The following is a 25,357-nucleotide window of genomic DNA, read 5'->3' as shown; positions in this document are numbered from 1 at the left end:
CCTTAATGCCTTACGTTAATATCAAAATTACTAAAGAAGGTGCGACCGCTGAACAAAAGCAACAGCTAATTCAAGGGGTAACGCAATTATTGGTTGATGTACTTAATAAAAACCCAGCGACGACCGTTGTCACTATTGATGAAGTTGATACTGATAATTGGGGAATCGGTGGCATTCAGATAACAGAACTGAGAAAAAACAAATAGCGATTTGGCTTTAAGCAGAAGCAAAATATGTGGTAGAAGAAAAACGCTGACTTACCGCCCATTCTGAACGACCAGAAACCAGAAAAACTCTGGTTTCTGGCGAAGTACTCAACGCAATTACAGGTGAATACAGGTTCCTTTCTCACGCTTCAGAATTTGTGCTGCATCGTGTAGCGCACCGATAAAGGCTGGATTACCACTCTTTTCAACATAGCCAATTACCGCCTGAGCTTTTGGTCCCATCGAACCATCGGCAACCGCAAACGGTTTTAACTCCTCGGTGGTCACATCACGTAATGCGCGCTGGTTTGGCGTACCCCAATCCTGATAAACGGCATCCGCATCGGTTAAGACCAGTAAACAGTCAGCCTTTAATTCCGCCGCTAATAGCGCTGCCGAGAAATCTTTATCGATTACTGCTTCAATTCCCTTATAGCCAGCACCGCTATTCTTCACTACAGGTACGCCGCCACCGCCGTTACATACTACGACGTGACGCATACCAATCAGCGCATTAATAGCGTCAAGATCGAGGATACTTTGCGGCATCGGAGAAGGCACAACTCGACGAATATATTTACCATCTTCTTTCATGATCCAGCCGTAGCGCTTGGCGGCTTCTTCAGCGCTTTCCTTGTTATACACCGGGCCGATAAACTTGGTTGGATCGGCAAACGCTTCATCGTTGTTATCAACCAGTACCCGAGTCATTACCGAAGAAACCGGTGGCATGCCCGCTTCTTCGCTCAGGCTTTGTGAAATCATATAGCCCAACATGCCCTGGGTTTCAGCAACCAAAATGTCTAATGGATAAGCTGGAGTTTCTTCATAAGCTAAATTCTGCAATGACAGCAAACCGACCTGTGGACCATTACCATGAACAATAACCACGTTATAGTCTTCCGATAAGGTTTTAACCACTTTTGCTACTGCAGCAATATTCTTATATTGATTCTCCGCAGAAAGAACTTCATTTCTCTGTAATAAGGCATTGCCACCCAATGCAAGCACTAATGTTTTATATTGCTTATTACTCTTATCCATGATTCACCTCTATAATATAAAAAGCGTACTCAGGGCTAAACATCAGCCCTATTGATTGGTTTATAAAATTAATGAAAAAACAGCATTTAAAAATTCATTAAATATATTTTTAAATAATGTCTCTATTTAATGACTTTATTTATTCATTGATATTAAGCAGCCTGAGAAAAATAATCATTGATGGCTAAATAACCAAGCCAAACGCCTAATAGCGTATCCGCTCCCGAATGATGACCAGATGTTAATAACTGACTTACTGACATCATCATTTTATGCTGGCTATTCCCAACCATCGCTCTGGATAAACGTAATGATGGCGTAGCAAATATTCCCCGTGCGGCATAAGACAAATAATTCACGCTGACAATCGTGGTTAACAGTTCCAACCGTTGATGCTCTTCCTGACTGAAAAAGCTTAGCTGCTTTAACCGATGACTTAAACGCCGATCGCTGTATGCCGTCAGCAACATACCCACTAAGGTGTCATCCATGCTGGGAGTTAATCCCGGCCCTTTACCTACGAAAGATTGCCAACTAACAGATTCACCGGATAACCAACGAACAAAGCCTTGTTGAAGTGCTAATAACTCATCATTTAATCGTGAACTGACCAACCCAGCTAAGTCACCATATAAGCCACAGCAACCATTATGTTGAATCATCGCCTGTTGCAGATTTTGACCGTTGATAGTGCCAGTTAACTCTGCCTTTAGGCTCAAGCGTCGTTCAGCACAATCTATCTGCATATCGTCCAAAATAATTTGCTGCTGCTGAATAGTCCCAACCTGATCAATCAATAAGCTATCGGCCAGATAACAAAAATCATCCTGCTGTAGCACCATGCCAAATGGACTCATCGCTTGCACACCGTGCTGCAAGGTTAATAATTGCCCATTGGCCAACACCAGATTAATCGCTTTTGAATAAATGCTGTGGCACTTCACCTCGCCATCAATCAAGCTAATGTGTTGACTGGTAGCTAACGGACTAAACCGAATACGATTTTGCTGCATAACATCCTCTGTAAATTCGTCTGGTTAAGTCACAGCGGGCTGGGTACCGCTAAATTCAGCAATACCCAGCCCCATCAAACCTTCGATTACTCTACGCCCATTTCCTGAGCCAGAGCCTCGAGAGCTTTTTCAAAACAAGCCAGTGGCGGACGAACTGTTCCAGCACCAATTTGTCCAATTCCCGGTTCTTTATGAGCAATACCGGTATTGATCAATGGAGTAATGCCCGTTTCAACGACGCGACGGATATCCAGCCCAATACATGCGCCTTGGAAATCCCAAGTTGGGATTTGCAGTAACATGTTGTTTTCCAGATAAATTTCGCTCATTTCCTCGGTAACTTCCGTTGCCGCATCAATACCACCTGCGCCTACGAAGCGTGTTACGCCCGGTGCGGCCAGCATTGCTGCACCACCAACACCAAAGGTCTCAGTGATCGCACTGTCACCGATATCTGGGTTAGCATCATCTTGACTGAATCCGGTAAAGAACAGGCCTTGTGGCGTATTCACCGGTGCAGTAAACCAGCGGTCACCTAAGCCACTCACGCGGATACCAAAGTTCTGACCATTACGGGTCATTGCGGTAACAATACTACCTGCTTTAATTTGTGCACCCGCATCCATAGCGGCTTTACAGTAAGCCATTGCCAGGTTAAGGAAGAATTGGTCAGTGATGCTTAAAAATTGCATTACATCAGTAATCTCTTCTTTGCCGCGGTTCAGCTGAGAAATCTTCGGTGCTAAAGCACGCATTAACAGTGCAGAGGTCGCAATGTTACGTTGGTGGAATTCATCCCCCATGGTAATTCCCTGAGCCATCATCGCAGTCAGGTCGATACCGTCTTCAAACATTTGCAGAGTTTCACTCAGCACAGGTGCCAATACATCACGCATCCAGGCTAAACGCTGTTGCACGTCCGGACCGTAAGCACCGAAGCGCATTACCTTACCGATACCTTCGTTCAGGTTACAGTAGGCATAGTTACCGTGCACCGCGTTATAAACCACGATCATTGGCATATTGGCGGAGGTAATTCCCCCCATCGGACCAACGGCATCAACGTGATGGCAAGGGATAAATTCAATTTTGCCGCCGTCCAGCATAGCTAAGGCTTCATTCTCATCCTTAGCCCAACCTTCAAACAGACAAGCACCGATACAAGCGCCACGTACTGGGCCACTCATATATTTCCACTCTACCGGTGGACCGGCGTGAAGCAGTTTGTGACCGCTCTGTAATACAGGAACAACCTGTTTAGCCGATTTAACATCAATCCAGCGAGGACGAGCCTCTTTAATACGTTCGATAACTGCGGTATTGGCTTCTGCAATAGACTTATACATATCAATGCCCTTACTGTAATTTTTTTAATAAATTAGCTAATTTTTCATTGCCGCCGGCAACAGGTGCCCATTGGTAATGCACGACGGGAATATCGCTACTCTGGAGATCTTCAGCAAAGCTTCTCAGACCAGCATTAATCACATTCACACCTTCGAGTAACGGTGCCGGAGAAATCGCTTTAGCAGCAGGAATAGTGTCGATCAAGGTGCTAGCCAGTAATACGGCCTGTGGTAAGGTTTCACATACCACGATGCCACCATCACGTAGAATTTGCACCTGCGCCGAACGGCACTGTGGATCTTGTTCTGTACCGGTTACGGTGGCAATCACGGCAATCGGTTGATTAGCTCCGCGTTTAGCGTGCATCTTTTTCACGGCTTCAACTACGGCACCCGCAGGATCCAGCAGCGAGCCATATCCCAGCACCACGTCAATCATCAAGATGCCGATATCAGCTGAATCCGCCAGCTTGATAATTTCCTGTTGACGGACCGCAGGGTCAATCATTGGGTGTGGACGACCTACGGTGTAGAAGTCATCACCTAAATCGATAACTTTGTGACCGCCAGCGTTCAGCATCACACCTTTGGCGTGTTCGCTATCCGTCTGTAAACCCAGTTGGTCAGCCAATAACATCGCCGATTCAGCCGCCAGCGTACCGCCGGTGTACAGACCCATAATCTTCTTGCCTGGCACTTTACTGCTTTGTTCTGCCATCTCTTCGACTTTAGCCAGCGTTACCGCCAGTTCAGCAGCCTGATTCAGGGTATTGGCCAGATAAACGTTACCTTCGCGTGCTTTTTCATGAGAAGCACCAAGGAACAACGCCACGATTGGCTTATTAATCGCCTTCATCGCATCAAGGACTTTCTGGCGAACAGCTTCAGCCGGAGGCTTAGAAACAAACGCAATCACTTTACTATTGGTATCATTGGCCAGCATATCCAGCGCCGTGAGTGCGCTAACGCCGCCCACTTCAACGGATAAATCACGACCGCCCAAACCAATGGCGTGGGTAATCCCCTGCCCTGCGAGAGCAACCTGTGAAACCAGTTCCTGAATACCAGTACCGGATGCACCAATCACGCCAATATTGCCTTGAGGTAATACGTTGGAGAATGCCAGAGGTGCACCAGAAATAATGGAGGTACCGCAGTCTGGCCCCATCATAATCAGGCCTTTGCTGCTGGCTTTGCTCTTTAAGCGAACTTCATCTTCCAGCGACATATTGTCGGAGAAGATCATCACGTTCTTATCGCTATCAATGGCTTGCTCAGCCAGATCGGCGGCATATTCGCCAGCGATGGAGATCAGCAATAAATTGGCCTTAGGCAGCTTTTTCAGTGCGCTGTCCCAACGCCTAACCTTAAGTAGTTTTTTTCCACCGCGCTGCCCCTGAGCCAGGGCTTCCAGCGATGCCTCTAGTTCACTGCTAATGAAATCAATAATAGCGGGATCGGTATTATCAGTACGGATAGCAACACAGATATCATTAGGTGTTGCATCAAGGAACATGTCGTGCCAGAAACCCGTCGTTTCCAATAATGATTTATTTGCCGGGGTTCCCATCATGACCGATACTTCATCGACCTCAGGAGACTCGCTCAGTTTTCGGGAGATAATCATTAAGCTCACCGAGTCCTGAAAGCTCCCTTTTTTTACAAACGCATGTATCATTTTATTCACCTTAAGAAGCCTAACCATGAATACATTGCCTGAGTGAAATAGACAAATTAATAAAAACTGCAAATAATAATTTTAAGTTGGTTAATTATTCAGATGATTTTAACAATCATAAGAAGTAATTACTTGCTGTCATAAAATTCGTATAAATCACACGATTAACGCTGTGGACACAGTACAAATAAAACTGGGGGCGTAAGTTGAGGTAAGTCACACTAAGCCTATTATCATAAATTTTAATCCATTGAGGCGGCTATATTTTAAAAATTTTCAAATATGTTAATATTGATTTTGTTCTTTTCGTTCTTTATTAAATTTTTTTTGTATCTGTAGCTTATTTTAAAAAAACATCTAACTATCTAATAAAGGATAATTAGATCACATAATTTCCTATTTAGTCAGGTATGGTATTACGCAAAATAGAAATAGATAGAATAGTACGATACAAAATAAATGCTTACTCCGGGATGTTAATAAGGAAAGCCCAATGAAAGTTACACGTCAAAAATTACACCAACTTATTCAACAAAAACTGGCTAAAGCAGGTTTGTCTGATGAACATGCCTCTATAGTTTCAGATGTACTGGTTCATGCCGATGCCAGAGGAATTCACTCACACGGCGCCGTCCGAGTAGAATATTATTCAGAGCGAATATCTAAAGGTGGTACCAATACCCATCCTCAGTTCAATTTTGAACAAACTGGTCCCTGTTCAGGTATTTTTCACGGTGATAACGGTGTTGGCCATGTTGCTGCCAAACTGGCAATGGATGAAGCTATCGCACTAGCTCAGAAAAACGGCGTTGCCGTGGTTGGCGTCAGACAAATTGGTCACAGTGGCGCACTCTCTTATTTTGTGCAACAGGCAGCAGAGAAAGGCGTTGTCGGTATTTCCTTGTGTCAGTCAGATCCGATGGCGGTTCCTTTCGGCGGTACCGGTGTTTATTACGGCACCAATCCGATCGCGTTCGCTGCACCAGGTGAAAACGGCAAAATTATGACGTTTGATATGGCTACAACAGTTCAGGCTTGGGGTAAAATTCTTGATGCCCGTTCACGTAATGAAAGCATCCCTGATACTTGGGCAGTAGACAGCAACGGTGAAGCGACGACCGATCCTTTTGAAGTTGAAGCGCTGGTTCCCCTCTCCGGGCCAAAAGGCTATGGTCTAATGATGATGGTGGATGTGCTGTCTGGCATTCTGCTTGGTCTACCGTTCGGTAACCGCGTTAGCTCAATGTATAACGACCTGACTCAGGGTCGCGATCTGGGTCAGTTGCATATCGTGATTAATCCTTCATTCTTTACCGATGCAGAAACCTTCAAGAAAAATATTATGCAAACCATGGCAGACTTGAATGCAGTTAGACCTGCGCCAGGCGTTAAGCAAGTACTTTATCCTGGACAAAACTGCGATATTTATGAAGATGAAAGCAATAAAAATGGCATTGAAATCGTTGATGAAATATATGATTACCTGATTTCAGATGCGCTGTATAACAATTCTTATGATCATAAGAATCCGTTTGCACATTAATTCATCATTAATAATAAATAAATTAATCATTAATTTTTCTCACCTGTTATATTCAGGTGAGAAAAATAATTAGTATGTTGTGACTTGTTCAATTAGTTAATCAATTCCTTGGATGGTAGTTATTTACCCAATAGGCAGTTTGTTATTCATATTTTATAACGTGTCCTAAATGTAATGCCAATTGAGACAAACTCATTTGGATACCCAATTAAGCAATAAAGGCGAAGGTACCATGAAAAATATTATTCAGGACGTAGAGAATAATGTGAACTGGCTGAGCCAGTTTGGCGCAGTCCCTAGTGGTGGAATTACGCGCTTACTCTACACAAAAGAGTGGTTTGATGCTCAGCAGGCATTAAAAAGCAAATTTGAAGATATTGGATTAGACGTTTCATTTGATGAAGTGGGTAATCTCTCCGGTCGTTTAACCGGTAGTCAATATCCTGAACAAGTCATTATGTCTGGTTCACATGTCGACAGCGTAGTAAACGGCGGTAATCTCGACGGTCATTTCGGCATTATTGCGGCCTACCTGGCAATACAATATTTAAAAGAAAAGTACGGTACCCCACTGCGTACTCTGGAAGTTATTTCTCTGGCTGAAGAAGAAGGTAGCCGTTTCCCTTATGTATTCTGGGGAAGTAAAAACCTGTTTGGCTTGGCTAAAAAAGAAGATGTACAAAATATCAAAGACGGTGCCGGCGTTTCCTTTACCGATGCCATGCGCGGCCTGGGCTTTAACTTTAAACAGGATGAGACCGCCGCACGCAAAGATATTAAAGCGTTTGTCGAGTTGCATATCGAACAAGGCAGCGTGTTGGAGAATGAAGGCAACACCATTGGTGTGGTTAACAGCATTGTTGGACAGCGTCGCTATAACATTACGCTGAAGGGTCAAGCTAACCATGCGGGCACCACGCCAATGCGCTATCGCAAAGATGCGGTATACGGTTTTAGTCGCATTTGTACCGAATCTATCGCTAAAGCCGAAGCCGCTGGCGATCCACTGGTATTAACCTTCGGTAAAGTGGTACCTAAACCCAACACCGTTAACGTGGTTCCTGGCGAAGTGATGTTTACGATGGACTGTCGTCATACCGACCAAGCCTATCTGAAAACCTTCACGGAAGAAATTGAACATGATATGCGCGCCATCGCTAAAGAGATGGGGATGGAAATCGAAATCGACCGCTGGATGGATGAAGCCCCGGTTCCGATGGATCCTCAGTTAGTCGATACGTTGAAAAATATCTGCGATAAAGAACAGCTCAACTACCGCGTTATGCATAGTGGTGCTGGTCATGATGCGCAGATTTTTGCACCGCGTGTACCTACTGCCATGCTGTTTATCCCAAGTATTAAAGGTATCAGCCACAACCCGGCAGAAAAAACCAAAACAGAAGACTTAGTGGAAGGGGTTAAAGCCTTAACTCAAGCTCTGTATCAATTAGCTTATCAGGACTAGAGGTTTATATTATGCAAGCGGATAGCGTAGCTAAAAATAGTAAAACCGGTGGTATGGAGTATTGGCAAAAGATTATTATCATCCTTTGCCTTGGTTGGGTCGCCATCTGGATTTACCGTACGGTATTAACCCCTATTTTCCCTGAAATACAGGGAACTATCGGTCAACATTCCGACGCTGAAATGGGGCTGATTGCCAGTTTCTATTTCTTCGCCTATACCGGGATGCAAATTCCAGCCGGTATTTTGGTGGATAAGTTCGGCAAGAAAGTCGTATTAATTCCCGGTTTCCTGCTGTTTACCATTGCAGCCTTGGTTATCGGTAATGCCACCAGCCTATCGATGATCTATCTGGGTAGCCTGTTAGCGGGTATCGGTTGTGGTTCCTATTACGGCTCAGCCTATTCTCTCTCCTCCGAGAATATTCCTGCCGAGCGTCGTGGTTTATCGACCGCCATTATCAACAGCGGTTCCGCGATTGGTATGGGTATCGGTCTGATTGCGTCCAGCTTCTTTGTGAAAAGTCTGCAAATGGACTGGCAGCTGATGCTGTATATGATTGCCGCCATTCTGCTGATCATGGTCTTGGTTTTCGCTATTGTAATAAAAACACCACAAACAGCGCCTAAACCGGTCACTCAGGCAGCAGCAGCCCCGGTAGAAGACGTTCCAGTTCCTGTCGCAGGCGGCAAGAAAAACCTGTTTACCGGCAAAATGATTGCAGCCTATGTGATTTACTTTGCCACTTGTTATGGCTATTACATGGTCGTGACTTGGTTACCATCCTTCTTGCAACAAGAGCGCGGTTTTGAAGGTGTTGCCATTGGCTTCTCCTCAGCACTGGTTGCTTTCTCCGCGATCCCTGGCGCCCTGTTCTTTAGCCGCATGTCTGATAAATTCCGCGACAGAAAGATTGGTCTGATTATCTTTCTGGAACTGTGTGCCGCAGTGATGCTGATCTTAACCGTTATCGCACCGAACTCAACCATCCTGCTTATCGGTCTGGTGCTGTACGGATTGCTGGGTAAATTGGCGGTTGAACCTATTCTGATCTCTTATGTAGCAGATAACGCCCCTAAAACCGGCTATGGCACCTCATTTGGCGTATTTAACTTCTTTGGTATGAGTTCATCGGTGATTGCTCCATTCCTGACCGGCGTTATCTCTGACCAAATGGGTTCAAAAGTCATGGGCTTCTATATCTCCGCCATTATTTTAGTTGTCGGTACCGCTATCTTCTTTATGGCTAACATGAAGAAAAATAAATAGCGCTAAGTATAAACATGTCATAACGCAATAAAGACGGTTTGTTCTTTATTAAATCGAGTAAAAAGAGTTCGATAGATAGGAGTAAGTCATGGGTTATTTCAATAACAATACGGGTTATCCAAAGGATTTATTAGCGTCCCGTGCCGTTATTAAACGTGAAAATTATGCGTTAATTCCGACTGACGGTTTAGTCAAAAATATCGTTCCCGGATTTGAAGAGTGCGACGTTACCATTTTATCCTCCCCTAAACTGGGTGCCTCTTTCGTAGACTATATCGTCACCATGCAGCCAAACGGCCGTAATGAAGCGGGCTATGGCGAAGCCGGCGTTGAAACTTTCGTTTATGTTATCGACGGAAATGTCAAAGCCTCAGCGGGCGATCAAGCCTTCAATCTGAGCACTGGCGGTTATCTGTATTGCCCACCGGGCAAGCTGATGTATCTGAAAAATGAGAACGGTGGTAAAAACAGCCAACTGTTCCTGTACAAGAGAAAATATTCACCGCTGGCCGGTCATGAACCAATCGTGGTTTCTGATAACGTTAATAATCTGGAAAACATCCAGTATGAAGGCATGAGCAACGTTATTCTGAAAGACCTGCTGCCTAAGGATCTGGGCTTTGATATGAATATGCATATCCTGAGCTTTGAACCAGGCGCCAGCCACGGCTATATTGAAACCCATATTCAGGAACACGGTGCTTACATTCTGACCGGTGCGGGTATGTACAATCTGGATAATGACTGGATGCCGGTGAAAAAAGGCGACTACATCTTTATGGCGGCGTACTGCCTTCAGGCAGGCTATGCAGTTGGCGATCAGCCATTTAGCTATATCTATTCTAAAGACTGTAACCGGGATGCCGAACTGTAATCGTTTATTCCGTTAATTGCCAAATGGCCGCCATTGTGCGGCCATTTTTATGGCTAACTGACAGTAATATGCGATAAACGTTATACCCAATGCGCAGGTATTTCACTCCTGTATGTCATCATAACTGATGAATCCCGTCATCCTGGTGACCACCGGAATGACGTGTTAGATGGAAAAAAATGCTAGATGGGCACTACCCCTTAAACCAAATAGCAAAAACCCATCACCCCGGCTTTTACCGAAATGATGGGTTATTGAACTATGACACGCTGAGTAAAAATGGTTAACCAATCAACAAGGCTAATACCTGTAATCTGTTACTTATTGACCAGCTTAGGCGATACGCTATAAGTTAATATTGCGCCACAAATCATCATTACCGCCAAAACACTCATGGCCGCCAGATTGGTACCGGTTATTTCTTTAAAATACCCAATAATATAGGGTGAAATAAATCCGCCAATATTGGCAAATGAGTTAATCAAGGCGATTCCCGCCGCGGCACAGCCACCGGTGAAAATAGCGTTGGGCAGGCTCCAGAATAACGGAGAAGGCACCAGACTTGCCGCGACCGCAATTGACAGCGTAATCATCACAACCAGCTTATTTTCATGGAATAAACCGATACAAACCAGCGCAACCGCAGCAATCAAAAACGGTACAATCATATGCCAGCGCCGTTCACGGTGCTTATCCGAGCTACGTGCCGCCCAAAGCATCGCCACCACCGCTAACATATAAGGGAACATCGTCATCACACCAATTTCAAATACCGAATTCACACCGGTATCCTTAATAATAGTCGGCACCCAAAACGCCAGCCCACCTTGCCCCATCACGGTACAAAAACAGATCAGACACATCTTGCTAAAATTCCAGGATTTCAGCATCTCTTGGGTGGTCCATTCCTTTACCGGGGCTTTTTGGTTATCTGATGACACTTTGGCTTTCTGCATATCATCATCAATTAATGACTTTTCTCTTGGGCTTAACCATTTTGCTTTGCTGTAGGTATTATCCAAAAAGAGAAAAATAATCAAAGCAACAATTACGGCTCTTGGGCCACTAACAAAAAATAACCATTTCCAACCGGATAAATTAAATAGACCGTCAAAGTTCTCAATGATCCATCCACATAATGGGCCACCGATAATATTGCTTACCGGAATACCGCACACAAACAACGCGGTCATTTTGGCTCTTCGGCTAGAGGGGAACCAATAAGTTAAATAGAGAATCACACCGGGATAAAAACCGGCCTCGGCAATACCCAGTAAAAAACGGGCAATATAAAACTGTAAAGGGGTGGTTATAAACATGGTTAGCATGGAAATCGTTCCCCACACCACCATCAGAAAGGCAATGATTCTTCTGGCGCCATAACGGCTAAGTAAAATATTACTGGGTACACCAGCAATAATATAACCGATAAAGAAAACGCCAGCGCCAAGCCCATAAACCGACTCAGCCATAGCGATATTACCGCCAAGCAAATCCGGCATCATCTGGAATTTTGCAAAGGAGATCCCTACCCGGTCCAGATAGCCAACAATATAGCTAATTAGCAATATTGGCATCACTCGCCAAGCGATTTTGGAATAAATACGATCTTTTTCTGTTTCACTATCTAATGAAAAAGATCCTGTTTTCACAGCGTTTTTTGTTTCCACTTTCATAGCTCCTTGCTATAACTGTTCAGCAGGAGAAGTTTAATTAAAACGAATTAAGAAATACCGGCGATATTACACAGTTTTTATAATAAACTGGATTAGTTAAAAAATATTGCCATACGATTAATTATTGATTAAAGAAATTTTACAATTATTATGACTTAACAGCCAGTCATTTATTTTACACTTTAGCCATGACAACATAACTAATTGAATAAATAAGTACCACTTAATAACCATGCTAATCATATGGTTATGAAAAAATGTAAATACATCAGTAAAAAGTATCAGATCACATATTTTAAGATTTACCTTGTTAAATCACTAATATAAAAAATTTATCTCAATAATCTACTTTGAAACTGACCTCATAACAAATACACTCGTTAGGCGAATAAGGCGAAAATTCATGGTATTAAGAGAATGGCCACATCAAATTAGTCATTATTCAGTTACGGAACATAAAGGCTTACTATGCTAGATCACGATACTATCCGCTCATTCATCAAAGTTGCCGAATGTAGCAGTTTTTCTAAAGCGGCGGAGTTATTGCACAAAACCCCAGCAGCAATCAGCTATCGGATAAAAACGCTAGAGGATGATGTCGGTACCCAGCTTTTTTTACGCACCACCCGTAGCGTGTCACTAACACCCGCTGGCGTTCATTTGTTAGAACAGTGCAGAATGTGGCTATCTTGGCTGGATAGCGTGCCTAATGAACTTCGTCAGATCACCGATGGTATTGAGCGTCAGGTTAATATTGTCGTGAACAATCTACTCTACGATGAAGATACTTGTGCTGGCCTACTCAGCTACCTACATCAGAAATTCCCTTTCACCCAATTTCAAGTTTCCTGCCAAATCTATATGGGAGTATGGGATAACTTACTGTATGGCGACTGTCAAATGGCCATCGGGGCAACCGGCAGCGAATCGCTGTCCAATAATATTCAAATTCTACCGCTGGGCGGCGTAGAATGGGTATTTGTTGTTGCCCCTATTCATCCATTAGCCAAAGGGCCGGAAGTCCTGACCGAAGAGATGCTACGTGGATACCCAGCGATCAATATTGAAGATACGTCCAAAAACCTGACTAAACGTATTGCATGGCTGTTACCCGGTCAAAAAGAGATAAAAGTGCCTGACCTGGGAAGTAAACTAAAGTGCCACCTTAACGGCCTCGGCGTCGGCTTTCTACCGCGTAAACTCTGTCAGCCTTATTTAAACTCCGGGCAACTCATCACCAAAACAATTCAGAACAGTCGCCATCCTTCTCAGCTCTCGCTGGCATGGAACAATGAAAAAGACGGTCAGATTGTTCATCATATCGTTTCATTATTTAAATCGGATAACCCTATTATCCACGGTTTTCTACAAAATGTGACACCAGGTGCAACTAAACGTCATGCTTAATTAGTAAGGTCGTTGAGCGAGAGAACAATATTCGCCTACTCAACGACCTGCTGTAGCTCTTGCGTATCAACATCATATTTTACCACTACGTTATTGCGATAAAGGCATTCTGACTGCAACACTATCGGCTCCTGCCCTTTCGTTGAGATATCGCGCCAAATCTCATTCTGACGATATACATGTCCCCCCATAAGCACAAATCGGTGCGCTTTCTGATACACGTGATATTTCACCTCACGAGGTCGGTCACACAACAGCTCCCCTTCTAACTGATGATCGGCCACCTTAAAGATAAGCTGGAAAGTATCCTGTGTAGGATTGTGTAAAACCAGATCGATATAGTTGTAAAAAATCGCTGCACCAGAGCCAAACGGCAGAATCCGCCCTTCATCGGGAAAAGGATCAAAACTATGATTTGCCCGCTCAACCACCGTCAAAGGTGAATGAATGGCCATCCAGTGAATCAGGTTACTTAATTGACAAATACCGCCGCCGACGCCACTACGGGCCTCGCCATGGGAAAGCTCCATTCCCTCAACAAATCCTCGTTTCGCCGTAGGTTTGCCAACTAATCGGCAAAAAGAAAAGTACTCACCGGGACGAATAATAATGCCGCTGGTCGACGCCGTCGCTAATCTTAAGTTAATCACTTTGTTATGCTGCAGAGCAATATCACTGCTCCCTAATTGACGGATCAGCTTAGAAGTATGCTTAATAAAGCGATAGTCGAGTCGCTGCTCTGGCGTTTTCAAACTGGCATAGCGACGCGGCGAAAATGTCCAACCCAGTTGACGAAATAGACGCTTTTGCCTAACGCGCAACCAATAAAGAATCGGATGATATGAAGAAAGCGGCCTGCTCATGATGGTTAATCCATTAGCTTATACAATAAGAGCAGCCTAACCAGAGAATATGTGTTTTATATGAAGTTGATAAACCATCAGAATATCGATGAATCCATTAGATGTCGCTTATCTATCCCCACACGATGAAGAAAAATCACCCAATGCTTTGAATTTCATCATGTTACTTGCCAATAAACATCGATATGAGTGAAATAGCATCAAGATCTCAAAAATTATAAGCAAACGTTTGCAATCTTAGGCAATCGGTTGCTATGATAGGCGCAACAAAATGACGGTCTGTGTCCAGACCGCTTTAAGCGCTAGATCCTAATTTATAAAATTCCTTACCGATACGGTTGTGCCGCTACACTTTGTGTAGCGGCTTTTTGGTTTTTGAACTTTATGAAATTTCAAAGGATTAGCACTCAATGATGTTTCAGTCTATGGAGAAACGAAGTGACTGATATTGCTGATACTGCATCCATTGCTAAACGTTCGCTACTACAGCGAATTTTTAAGCTTGAAGAGCACGGTACCACGGTGAAAACCGAGCTGATTGCCAGTTTCACCACCTTTATCACCATGGTGTATGTCATTTTCGTTAATCCCCAGATTCTTGGCGCTGCTGGTATGGATATGAAAGCCGTATTCGTCACCACGGCGCTTATCACCGCCGTCGGCTGTATTCTGATGGGCGTTATCGCCAATTTACCAATCGCCGTTGCGCCCGGTATGGGAATCAATGCTTATTTTGCCTACGTATTGGTTGCCGGTATGGGACTGGCTTGGCAAACCGGCATGACCATCGTTTTTCTTGGTGCGGTAGGTTTCTTTCTGCTGTCCATTTTCCGCGTACGCTACTGGATGGTCTCCAATATCCCTCTTTCATTGCGCATTGGTATCAGCAGCGGTTGCGGTCTATTAATTGCCCTGATTGGCCTGCACAACGCCGGAATTGTGGTTGCTAACCCTGACACCATGGTGACTATCGGTAATGTTAAATCCATTCCTTTTGCGTTGGGTAGTTTGGGCTTTTTACTGATTGCTGTTCTAGCCTATCGCGGTCTACATGCTGCGGTGCTGATCTCCTTTGCCGTAGTGACGTTTATTGGTTGGTTATTGGGCGACGTTCAATACAACGGTATTCTCAGTACCCCACCGGATATCTCTCCGGTCGTTGGTCAGCTTGATTTGAGCGGTGCGTTTAATATGACGCTGGCCGGTATCATTATTTCAGTGATGCTGATTAACCTGTTTGAATCATCCGGTACGTTAATTGCCGTTACCGATAGAGCCGGACTCGCCGATGAGAAAGGCCGCTACCCCAACCAGCAGAAATCTTTGTGTATTGACAGCATCAGCTCCGTCGGAGGCGCTTATATGGGCACCTCCGCGGTTACCGCCTATATCGAGAGTACTTCCGGCGTGGTCGTTGGTGGTCGTACCGGTCTGATGGCGGTGGGCGTTGGCCTGTTATTTCTACTGGCTATCTTCTTCTCTCCGCTGGCAGAAATGGTACCCGGCTACGCGACCGCCGGTGCACTGATCTATATCGGCGTACTGATGATTTCTGATTTAACCCGTATTGATTGGCATGATTTAACCGAAGCCGTTCCCGCTTTTGTTGCTACGGTGATGATGCCATTTAGCTTCACCATTACTGAAGGTATTGCCGCTGGTTTCGTGGTGTATTCATTTATGAAATTGGGCACCGGGCGCTGGCGTGAAATCTCCGCCTGTACCGCAGTAATGACTATTTTGTTCCTCGGACGTTATATCTTTTTATAAAAACTGGAGTGTTAGGGATGTTACAAGAAGACTTGCGTGAAATGATTGATGCCGGCGCGGCGAAGTTTCCGGCAGATCTCGTTATCTGTAATGGCCAATTGGTTAACGTAAACTCAGCAGAAATCTATCAGGCTGACGTTGCTATTTATCGTTCTCAGATCGTCGCCACCGGTGATGTTTCGGAATATATTGGCCCTAATACTCAGCGCATTGACGCCAAAGGAAAATATTTGGTTCCTGGCCTAATCGATGGTCACCTGCATATTGAGTGCAGCAAGTTATCGATGACCAGCTTCGCGAAGGCCGTGGTTCCTCATGGTACCACCAGTATTATTTCCGGTCTGGATCAGTACGTGGTTACCGCAGGTCTGGAAGGCATCCGCGAAGTGCTGGATGAAATCGATATGGGCCCACTAAAAGTATTCTGGGGTCTACCGTTTATTACTCCTTATACACTGCCGCAAAGTAACGTCGGCTTTAACGTCACCGCAGAAACCCACCGTGAAGTGCAGAAGTGGCCTGAAGTGTTCGGCGTATGGGAAACGGTTTCCGAGTTTGTTGAAAATCAGCACGACGACGTGATGAAAGCCATTGAGCTGGCGCGCGAGAACCGCTTACCGGTATTCGGCTGTGCCCCTATGACCCGCGGTAAAAAGCTGAACTCCGTGCTGTGTGCCGGTCTACGCCTTGACCACGAAAGCTATGATCATCAAGAGATGATGGAAAAAGTCCGTAAAGGGATGTATGTGCTGATTCGTGAATCTTCCATTTCACACTTTATGCGTGAAAACCTGAAGATTGTTACCCATTTGAATCCACGTATTTCTCGTCGCGTCAGCTTCTGTACTGATGACGTTATTGCCTCCGATATTATGGCTAATGGTCATATGGACAAGTTAATCCGCATGGCTATCTCCTGCGGCGTTGATCCAATGACTGCGATTCAGATGGGTTCTATCAACTCGGCTGAAGCTTATCGTATCGATCATTTAGTGGGTTCAATCTCCCCGGGACGCTTTGCCGATATTTTATTGGTAGAAGACCTGTGCAAATTTGAAATAGATACGGTGATTGCCAAAGGTAAGCTAACCGTAGAAGCAGGTAAAATGGCTTACGATCTGCAACCGCCGGTACGTAGCGCCACGCTGCTGCAAAGCATGAAGCTAAACCCGGTATCAGCCGATGATATGAAAGTTCGCACCACGCTGGATGCAACGCGCGTTCACGCCCTATCGCTGGACGTTGACTTTAACGTACCGTTTGTCCGTAAAGGCCGTAACGTAGAGCTGGACGTAGTTAATGGCGTAGTGATGCCTGACATAGCTAACGACGTACTGTATGCAACAGTCGTTGAACGCTTTGGTAAAACCACCACCAAACCTGCCGTTGGTTTCTGCTCCGGTTGGAAACTGAAAGCCGGTGCGATGGCCAGTTCCTGTGCCCCAGATGATAACAACGTGATCTGTATCGGCACCAACTCTGAAGATATGGCAATGGCCATTAACCATCTGGCAGAGAATGGCGGTGGACAGGTTATCGTACGTGATGGACAAATTCTTGGTTTCTTACCATTACCAATCTGCGGTATTGTGTCTGACCTTGAGCCTGAACTGATGGCGGCAGAAGAAGAGAAACTACTGCAACTTGCCAGAGAGCTGGGCTGCGATCTACCGGATCCGCTGTTCTATATGTGCTGTTTACAGATTACTGCCATACCTGACTATGCGATTACCGATTTAGGCGTGATTGACTTCCATCAGCAAAAAACCTTTGACCCGGTTTTACGCTGCGGTTGCAGCCACGGAAAACTGCATAAGCCGGAATAGCGATGATTCGATTTGAATTGGTTATTACACAAGTAAACTGAACAACAACAGCGGCACATTATTCGTGCCGCTTGGTATTTCTATAGCCCCTTAAAACCTTACAAGTTAAGGGGATAAAATTGTTATTATCCGAGGTGTAGAGTGAGCGATAAAGCCCAGTTGGCAACATTGATTGATATGGCTGCCGGACGTATTCCAGCCGATCTGCTGATTATAAACTGTAAAGTAGTTAACGTATTTGACCAAACTTTGATGGACGGCCCATTGGCTATCGGTTGCGGTAAGGTTATTGGTTGCGGTGATTATCAGGCGAAACAGATTCTGGATGCCAAAGGTGGCTATGTGATGCCAGGCTTGATTGACGGACACGTACATATCGAATCCTCATCGTTAACTCCACCGCAGTTTGCCCGTTGCATTCTGCCACACGGCACTACCACCGTTATTGCTGACCCGCACGAAATTGCTAACGTCTGCGGCCTGGACGGCATTCGTTATATGTTGGACTCTTCCCGCGATCTGCCGCTCAACGTTCGCGTTATGCTGCCATCCTGCGTTCCGGCCACGCCGTTTGAACAGGCTGGAGCCATACTGGAAGCAGAAGACCTCGAACAGCTTATCGATTATGACGGTGTGTTAGGCCTTGGCGAAGTCATGGACTACCCGAGCGTTATCAATCACGCCCCTTCTATGATGAATAAAATCATGATGGCGCGCCGTCATGACCGGGTGATTGACGGCCATAGTCCGGGTATGAAAGGTAAAGATCTCACCGCCTATGTGATGAGTGGCGTAATGACCGATCACGAATGTAGCCGCCGTGAAGAGATGCTGGAACGTCTGCGTTTAGGTATGTATATCCTGCTGCGCGAAGGGTCTACCTGTAAAGACCTGCTTAATCTGATCCCAGAAATTACCCCGGCCAACTCCCGCCGCTGTGTCATGTGTACCGATGACCGTGAGCCATCCGATATTCTGTCTACCGGCCACATTAATAAGAGCCTGCGTCTGGCGGTTGAAGCCGGTTTGGATCCATTAATGGCCATTAGCATGGCAACCCTGAACGCCGCGGAATGCTTCCGTTTACGTCATAAAGGCGCTTTAGGTCCGGGCTATGATGCTGACATTCTGATTGTTGATAATCTGGAAGAATTTAACGCTAAACACGTGTTCACTGCGGGCAAAGAGATTGCTCGTGACGGTAAGATGCTGGTTGAACTCCCTAACATTATTCCCGATAGCGTGCGGAATACCGTGCGTCTGGCACCGCTAACCGAGGATAACTTTAAGCTGCCTCTAACCAGTAATACAGTACGCGCCATTGGTGTGAAACCACGCAGCGTCGTTACTCAAAATCTGGAGCTACCCGTCGTCCCTGACGCTCAAGGGTTATTTACTTCACAGCTGAATCCTGGTCTGAATAAGCTTGCCGTTATAGAACGCCATCACGCTACCGGCAATATGGGTCTTGGCGTACTAGCTAACTATGGTTTACAAGGTGGCGCAATTGCGATTTCCGTTGCACACGACTCCCACAATATTGTGGTCGTGGGCGATAATGATGCGGATATGCTGACTGCGGTTAAAGATGTTGAAGCGATGGGCGGTGGCTTTACCCTATGCCGTGAAGGCAAAATTCTGGCCCATCTGCCATTGCCGGTTGGTGGTTTAATGTCAGATAAGAGTGCTCAGGAAGTGGCTGAACAAATCGAACATATGCTGAAGTTGGCTCACGCTGAATTCCATATCAATGAAAATATTCAGCCGCTAATGACGTTGGTATTTATGACATTGCCGGTAATCCCAACGCTGAAACTGACTTCCACCGGACTCTTTGATGTGGTGAAATTCCAGCCGGTTGAGGTTTGCGTTTAAGTACGTTACTCCGGTGATATAAAATCAAACCGTCATAGCAGAACGCTTTGCTATGACGGTTTATTCCTCTTTATGATGCTACTGGCGTCGCCTCTCTGTTTTTATAAATATTCTTCACTAACGCAACAGACACCAGCACCCCACAGAATGCAAAAGCAGCCATAATTCCAAACACAATTTTATAGCCCAGAATACCTGGATTAGAATCCAGAATATGCCCATACAAGCTGAAGCAGAACATTGCCGGCGCATAACCAATAAAGCTGCCCAATGCCATGGCCGATCCCGTATATTCCTCACCTATTTTAGCTTCCCCAATTGGCGCAAAAAATACCGCTCGTTGAGTAAACACAATGGCGCCAAAGCCCAGCGTACAAACCATACCTAAATAAACCGGCATCTGCTCATGAGGTAAAACAATCAACAGAATTAAGACCACAACACTAATAATAAAAGAGTAACAAAGGAACTTACTCGGGGACTTCAAAATCTTATCGGAAATGATTCCACCAATCGGTCCACCAATCATTTTTAAGCAGTATTGGTTGATGATGCCATACGCTCCAACTAAGGCGATTGGCAGAGCATAGATGTTTTTCAAGAATGGAATAAAGAACGTTAAACCACAATAAACGGCGTAAACAAAAAATACGTTAAACGCAATCATCCATACCGTCTTATTTTTTAATACCGCAGAAATACGATTATTATTCTTTTGAGCGGGTTTATCCGTTGATTCTTTTTGATTATCACTCTTATCATCCAGCACTAAAGGAATAAAAATCCCGACCAGAATCGCTATACCGGAATAAAACCAAATTCCCGCTTTAAAACCTAATAACCCACTGCCGTAATAGGCGAATAATCCAAGCGCGGAGAAAGCAACCACCGTATCAACAACGCCTCGCCCGGTCTCAAAGAAGCCAAACAACCGCCCTTGTTGGTTACTATCACCTAACAAACTAATCGACTTTAACAGTACCGGCCAGTTCAACATATCGCAGGTTACGCCAAATAGCGCCCACACAAAAAGGATGCCCCAATAGCCTGGCATGGTCGATAGGTAAATACCAAGGAGACCCGTGGCGATCAACGAGAATGACATCGTGTATTTTCTTGGCAGTTTATCTGCAAAGTAGATAGACAGGAAAAATCCTATGGTGGTCACGATGGAGTTAACGGACATGGCATTACCAATCTGTCCATTCGTTAAATGAAAATACTCCTGCATTGGAATATAGAAAGCATCTTTTAACGAAGGCAGCTTATAAATAGTACCGCCGCAGAGTGTTAACAAACTAAATATTGCCCACTTCTTTTTAGTTAACATAGTTTAACCCTTTATTTTTAGAGCACTTAAAACAGTTCGGATATAAAAATACATTTCATGGTTTAAGTTTTAAAATAAAGATGCCCCTTAGCCATGATTAACAGGCCAATATATTAATTATTTAAAATAACCATAAACCTAATGATGGGTGATAAAAATTAATTACATAAAAACACTCACTGATATTGTCAAGATAGCTATTTTTTAATAAATGATGACATAGATCACTTAATTAAATCTGATTCTCTTGTTCAAGGGTTAATAGCGCATCACGCTTTATTTCTTGTAATGTACTGCGTACAAAATCGATCTGTTTCAATGCATCCTCACGTTCCTGAGCCAGTCGTTGCGTCAGTTTTTCCGTTGGCAACGGCGTTTCACTCATTTCGCGCCAAGGGATCCAAGGATTATCATCTTCCCCTGTAAAGCGAAAAGCTGGCGCATAGTAATCCACCTCTTCTTCCAGACCATAAGCAATCACCTGTGGTTGCTCATCACCCAGACATATTAACTTAGTTAACAGCTGCTTAAATGGCATATCACCCGCCCCAGAAGCACAGGCTTTATGCCCTTTCCCATTCCCTTCAGGAATAATTAATGCATCTTTAATATGTACCTGAGTGACCCAGTCTTTCATGTCATCAAGCGCATCCAGCGGCTCTTCATTGGCATTAATCATATTGGCGAAATCAAACAGAATAGACAGGGATGCCATATCGCTACGCTTAACGATATCAACCAATTCAATGCCTTTTAAATCTTCATGTTGCTCGATGGTGAACGTTAATCCCGATTGAGAATAGTTGTTTTTAATATATTGAATATCGGCATCAATCTTGGCAATAACCTCTTGTAAAGGCCCTTCATATCTTGGGTAAAACCTGACTGAAGAGGCTTTGACCTGTTCTGCAATCCTGACCGCTTGATCGATATATTTTTGTTCTGATGAGCTGGTTTCAATATGAATATCTAACTTTAATTTCTCTGCCTTTAAACGGAATAATGCGAGTTCAGCGTCGTCTAATTGACCTAAAGCACGGGTTTCACCGTCTAAAACGTGAATTTTTACTCCGGTTAATTTCTGTTCATAAGCAATATCCAATAAATCAGCAGGTAAAATATTCTCTACGCGCATATTTAAATGATAAGCATAGGCATGCAAATAGAGCGGTAAATTATCTACACGCTGGATAATTTTATTGGCTTCATCCCTAGTCATAATTTTCCCCTAGAGGTTAATAAGAAAGTCTACTGACTCGAAACGCCAGTATTCAATATCTATCTGAATAATATTTTTATTGCTATCGGCTCGATATTTCTCCACTAAAATTGCTGGCGTGCCAACGGAGCCACCTATTATTTTGCACACATCACCAGACATTCTAATGGGTCTAAAAGCCAATCGTTGAGTCACTATTTTCTTTTTATATTCCTCCTCCCATAAATGAGAAAAAGAGTCATGACCTAATTTATCAATAAATCCCTGAGCGATACGGGGATTGATAAAGGTTTCGTGATAAAACACTTTATGGTTATCTAACGCCCCCCATCCGGTGATTCGATAAAGCTCACCAGAATCTCCTTCCTCAAGCAGAGATTCAACTACCGCGGGATAGCTAGACACCAAGCTTTTTTCAATAAAATCCCAAGATGGCTCTCTTCCTTGTTCTAAGGCAGCAAGTTTGAAACTTGCAGAGGATTTCGGGTTATAGATAAAGCGAGGTAGGGCAACGAACCAACCTTTTCTATCCTTACGAAAGATTTTGGATTCCGACTCAAGGTTAAGTAAAGCCTGACGCAGAGTCATTCTTTTAACCCCTAATAACTCTTCCAACTCTCTTTCCGAGGGGAGCTTTGCTCCAGCGATAATCGTGCCATTCTGTAGCCATCGATCCAGTTTTTCTTTAGCTACTTCTACCGTTGATACGTTATCCATAAGATTGGGTTATCCCTTTTGGTTTAAACCAGATGATAAATGGTAGTTCTTATCGCTAAAAAGAAGCAATGAGTTCGTTATAATTGAGAGGATATTTGTGATATTGCTCGCAGAACCTTTGAGGAAAGGCTCAGACTATGGCAAATATATTTTCATGAAGATGAACATGTGTGAGTAAATTAATTATTGGCAGGTCTGTGGTATTAATGGCTACCAATACAGCCAGTAGCCATTAGAGTGATAACACAATCTATTTAGCTGCGATGCAACATCACTAGACGTTCTTACGCTCAATCGACTCTTCACCCCAATAAAGGATATCGGCGTCCGTTTTACTAAATGCAATGGGCAGAACTTCATCGCAACCTTCGTCCCAGATTTGCTGAGCCTTCACTTCATCATTATCCGCCAGTTGAAAAATGGCTTCGGCAATCTCTACCGATGTTTCACGAATTCTGGCCCATTCTTTTATTCTTAACTTATGCATTGTTATCTCCAAATGGTTTTATGAAGCTGTGATAACTCCTTTATTAGAGTATCGCCGTGACAGGTAATTTTGCACGTAAATATTATTTAAATATCTCAAAAAACCACTTTTCCCTCCCGTCTAACTTTCATTCTTTTTATTGCTAAAAACCGTATCAATGATTGAAATCCGCAATTTAGCAGCCATCCAGGCCAAGCTGACTCCCCCCTTCCTTTTATCATCGACTATCCAGAGTTAAAGGCGTAAATTGGAAACTCAATCTGTTTGAGAACCGTTTATAAAACGCTTCGTTAACGCACCGGTTTTAACGATGCTCTCCTATCCGAAATTTTATCCTCAGGATCTATTGCTATGAATAACTTTAGCCTTCATCTCGCAACACAAGTCCTGTTTGGTCAGGGGCAAATTGCCCAACTGCCAAGCGTCATTCCCGCCGATGCACGAGTGCTGATTACCTACGGTGGCGGCAGCATAAAACGTAATGGTGTTTTAGATCAGGTTCATCAGGCGCTAAAGGGCTATACCCTGTTTGAATTTGGCGGAATTGAGCCTAACCCTACGTATGAAACCCTAATGCAGGCCGTGGAGGTGGTTCATAATAACAAAATCGATTTTCTGCTGGCCGTTGGCGGTGGCTCAGTATTAGACGGTACCAAATTTATTGCCGCAGCGGCAGATTATGCCGGTGACACTTGGGATATCGTCACCAGCGGTGGTAAAAAAATCACTCAAGCTCTGCCCATCGGTTCAGTCTTAACCTTACCGGCTACCGGGTCAGAAATGAATATGGGTGCGGTAATCAGCCGTCGAGAAACCGGCGATAAGCAAGCCTTCGGCTCCCCACTGGTGTTACCAAAGTTCGCTATTCTCGATCCGGTAACCACTTATACCTTACCTCCGCGTCAAGTGGCTAACGGCGTTATCGATGCCTTTATTCACACCATGGAGCAGTATTTAACTTACCCGGTAGATGCCAAAGTACAGGACCGTTTTTCTGAAGGTTTACTGTTAACGCTGATCGAGGAAGGCCCAAAAGCGTTAAAAGAGCCGGAAAACTATGCGGTACGCGCCAATATTATGTGGTGTGCCACCATGGCACTTAACGGTTTAATCGGTGCCGGTGTACCTCAAGACTGGACCACCCATATGTTAGGCCATGAGCTCACCGCCATGCACGGTTTAGACCACGCACAAACGCTGGCCATTATTCTGCCTGCGGTGATGCGCGCCAGAAAAGCGCAAAAATGGCAAAAACTCCTGCAATATGCCGATCGCATTTGGGGAATTGATACCGGTACGGAAGACCAGCGTATTGAGGCCGCCATTAAAGCCACCGAGCAATTCTTCCAGCAAATGGGCGCACCAACCCGCCTGTCTGATTACCAGTTAGACGGCAGCACCATTCCAGACCTGATCAAAAAACTGGAAGAACATGGAATGACCAAACTGGGTGAGCACCGTGATATTACGCTGGCGGACAGTCAGAAAATTTACGAATCAGCACGCTAAGGATGGGTTGATCTTTAATAAAAAAGGCCAACATCTCGGTAGCCTCAGGATGACTTTATTTCGGCCCTTTGTTATTGAGCGCTGGAATTCAGCCGACACTGGCAATAAGGCAGTACGAGCAGCATGGATGCTGCGAGAGGCATAGCGCCGCCGGGAGCGGGTCTATGCCGGTACGTTAAGCCTTATTGATAGTGGAGGGAAGTCGCCGTAGGCGACCTGGATTCGGGGGCGAAGGCGCGGG

20 protein-coding genes are annotated in these 25,357 nt (G+C 44.6%); 10 read left to right on the top strand and 10 right to left on the bottom strand.

Annotated features, from left to right (window positions below):
- The first annotated feature begins 5 nt into the window (after positions 1-5).
- A complete protein-coding gene (locus tag BMZ28_RS07730; protein WP_074822089.1) occupies positions 6-206 on the top strand; it encodes a 2-hydroxymuconate tautomerase family protein in 201 nt (66 codons plus the stop codon).
- A 117-nt stretch (positions 207-323) separates the two neighbouring features.
- Here the strand turns inward: BMZ28_RS07730 and BMZ28_RS07725 are convergent, their stop codons facing one another.
- The 4 genes from BMZ28_RS07725 to BMZ28_RS07710 form a co-directional block, all read right to left on the bottom strand.
- Complete coding sequence (locus tag BMZ28_RS07725; protein ID WP_047781230.1) at positions 324-1,250, bottom strand: carbamate kinase; 927 nt, start codon at positions 1,248-1,250, stop codon at positions 324-326.
- 152 nt (positions 1,251-1,402) lie between these two features.
- Positions 1,403-2,263 carry an oxamate carbamoyltransferase subunit AllH family protein gene (locus tag BMZ28_RS07720; protein ID WP_074822087.1) on the bottom strand — a complete coding sequence of 287 codons (861 nt, stop codon included), beginning with the start codon at positions 2,261-2,263 and terminating at the stop codon, positions 1,403-1,405.
- An 86-nt stretch (positions 2,264-2,349) separates the two neighbouring features.
- Complete coding sequence (locus BMZ28_RS07715; RefSeq protein ID WP_047781232.1) at positions 2,350-3,609, bottom strand: YlbE family protein; 1,260 nt, start codon at positions 3,607-3,609, stop codon at positions 2,350-2,352.
- 10 nt (positions 3,610-3,619) lie between these two features.
- Complete coding sequence (locus BMZ28_RS07710; RefSeq protein ID WP_074822084.1) at positions 3,620-5,287, bottom strand: acyl-CoA synthetase FdrA; 1,668 nt, start codon at positions 5,285-5,287, stop codon at positions 3,620-3,622.
- A 493-nt stretch (positions 5,288-5,780) separates the two neighbouring features.
- Between BMZ28_RS07710 and allD the strand changes: the two genes are divergently transcribed.
- From allD to allE, 4 genes are all read left to right on the top strand, one after another.
- Positions 5,781-6,830 (top strand): ureidoglycolate dehydrogenase, encoded by a 1,050-nt coding sequence (allD, locus tag BMZ28_RS07705; protein WP_047781234.1) that lies wholly within the window; start codon positions 5,781-5,783, stop codon positions 6,828-6,830.
- A 232-nt stretch (positions 6,831-7,062) separates the two neighbouring features.
- Positions 7,063-8,295, top strand: a complete 1,233-nt coding sequence (allC, locus tag BMZ28_RS07700; RefSeq protein WP_047781235.1) for an allantoate deiminase — start codon at positions 7,063-7,065, stop codon at positions 8,293-8,295.
- A gap of 11 nt (positions 8,296-8,306) precedes the next feature.
- Positions 8,307-9,563 (top strand): MFS transporter, encoded by a 1,257-nt coding sequence (locus BMZ28_RS07695; RefSeq protein ID WP_047781236.1) that lies wholly within the window; start codon positions 8,307-8,309, stop codon positions 9,561-9,563.
- An 88-nt stretch (positions 9,564-9,651) separates the two neighbouring features.
- Complete coding sequence (gene allE, locus BMZ28_RS07690; protein WP_047781237.1) at positions 9,652-10,437, top strand: (S)-ureidoglycine aminohydrolase; 786 nt, start codon at positions 9,652-9,654, stop codon at positions 10,435-10,437.
- 317 nt (positions 10,438-10,754) lie between these two features.
- Here allE and BMZ28_RS07685 read toward each other — a convergent pair whose 3' ends face one another.
- On the bottom strand, positions 10,755-12,107 hold the full coding sequence (locus BMZ28_RS07685; RefSeq protein WP_232036550.1) for an MFS transporter: 1,353 nt from the start codon (positions 12,105-12,107) through the stop codon (positions 10,755-10,757).
- Positions 12,108-12,581: 474 nt separating this feature from the next.
- Between BMZ28_RS07685 and allS the strand changes: the two genes are divergently transcribed.
- Positions 12,582-13,520, top strand: a complete 939-nt coding sequence (gene allS / locus BMZ28_RS07680; protein WP_047781239.1) for an HTH-type transcriptional activator AllS — start codon at positions 12,582-12,584, stop codon at positions 13,518-13,520.
- 35 nt (positions 13,521-13,555) lie between these two features.
- Here allS and BMZ28_RS07675 read toward each other — a convergent pair whose 3' ends face one another.
- Positions 13,556-14,383, bottom strand: a complete 828-nt coding sequence (locus BMZ28_RS07675) for a VanW family protein (protein ID WP_047781240.1) — start codon at positions 14,381-14,383, stop codon at positions 13,556-13,558.
- 447 nt (positions 14,384-14,830) lie between these two features.
- Between BMZ28_RS07675 and BMZ28_RS07670 the strand changes: the two genes are divergently transcribed.
- The 3 genes from BMZ28_RS07670 (at position 14,831) to ade (ending at position 19,854) form a co-directional block, all read left to right on the top strand.
- Positions 14,831-16,153, top strand: coding sequence for an NCS2 family permease (locus BMZ28_RS07670; protein ID WP_074822434.1), 1,323 nt, complete (start codon positions 14,831-14,833; stop codon positions 16,151-16,153).
- Positions 16,154-16,170: 17 nt separating this feature from the next.
- Entirely contained in the window at positions 16,171-17,979 is a 1,809-nt protein-coding gene (locus BMZ28_RS07665) for an adenine deaminase (protein WP_047781241.1), read from the top strand.
- A gap of 141 nt (positions 17,980-18,120) precedes the next feature.
- On the top strand, positions 18,121-19,854 hold the full coding sequence (ade, locus tag BMZ28_RS07660) for an adenine deaminase (protein ID WP_197723503.1): 1,734 nt from the start codon (positions 18,121-18,123) through the stop codon (positions 19,852-19,854).
- A gap of 70 nt (positions 19,855-19,924) precedes the next feature.
- Here the strand turns inward: ade and BMZ28_RS07655 are convergent, their stop codons facing one another.
- The 4 genes from BMZ28_RS07655 to BMZ28_RS07640 all read right to left on the bottom strand — a co-directional run bounded on the left by BMZ28_RS07655 (position 19,925) and on the right by BMZ28_RS07640 (position 23,607).
- Positions 19,925-21,184, bottom strand: coding sequence for an MFS transporter (locus BMZ28_RS07655; RefSeq protein ID WP_074822081.1), 1,260 nt, complete (start codon positions 21,182-21,184; stop codon positions 19,925-19,927).
- A gap of 232 nt (positions 21,185-21,416) precedes the next feature.
- Complete coding sequence (locus BMZ28_RS07650; RefSeq protein ID WP_074822078.1) at positions 21,417-22,406, bottom strand: sugar phosphate isomerase/epimerase family protein; 990 nt, start codon at positions 22,404-22,406, stop codon at positions 21,417-21,419.
- A 6-nt stretch (positions 22,407-22,412) separates the two neighbouring features.
- The gene (locus BMZ28_RS07645; protein ID WP_047781244.1) at positions 22,413-23,120 is read right to left on the bottom strand and encodes a GntR family transcriptional regulator; all 708 of its coding nucleotides are present in this window, start codon (positions 23,118-23,120) and stop codon (positions 22,413-22,415) included.
- A gap of 274 nt (positions 23,121-23,394) precedes the next feature.
- On the bottom strand, positions 23,395-23,607 hold the full coding sequence (locus tag BMZ28_RS07640; protein WP_047781245.1) for a YccJ family protein: 213 nt from the start codon (positions 23,605-23,607) through the stop codon (positions 23,395-23,397).
- Between the two features lie 351 nt (positions 23,608-23,958).
- Here BMZ28_RS07640 and yqhD point away from each other — a divergent pair, with 351 nt between their 5' ends.
- Positions 23,959-25,116 (top strand): alcohol dehydrogenase, encoded by a 1,158-nt coding sequence (yqhD, locus tag BMZ28_RS07635; RefSeq protein ID WP_047781246.1) that lies wholly within the window; start codon positions 23,959-23,961, stop codon positions 25,114-25,116.
- Positions 25,117-25,357: the final 241 nt, after the last annotated feature.

It is taken from the genome of Pragia fontium DSM 5563 = ATCC 49100 (assembly GCF_900112475.1).
Lineage (GTDB): Bacteria > Pseudomonadota > Gammaproteobacteria > Enterobacterales > Enterobacteriaceae > Pragia > Pragia fontium.
This window is presented reverse-complemented; position numbering and strand designations above follow the sequence as displayed.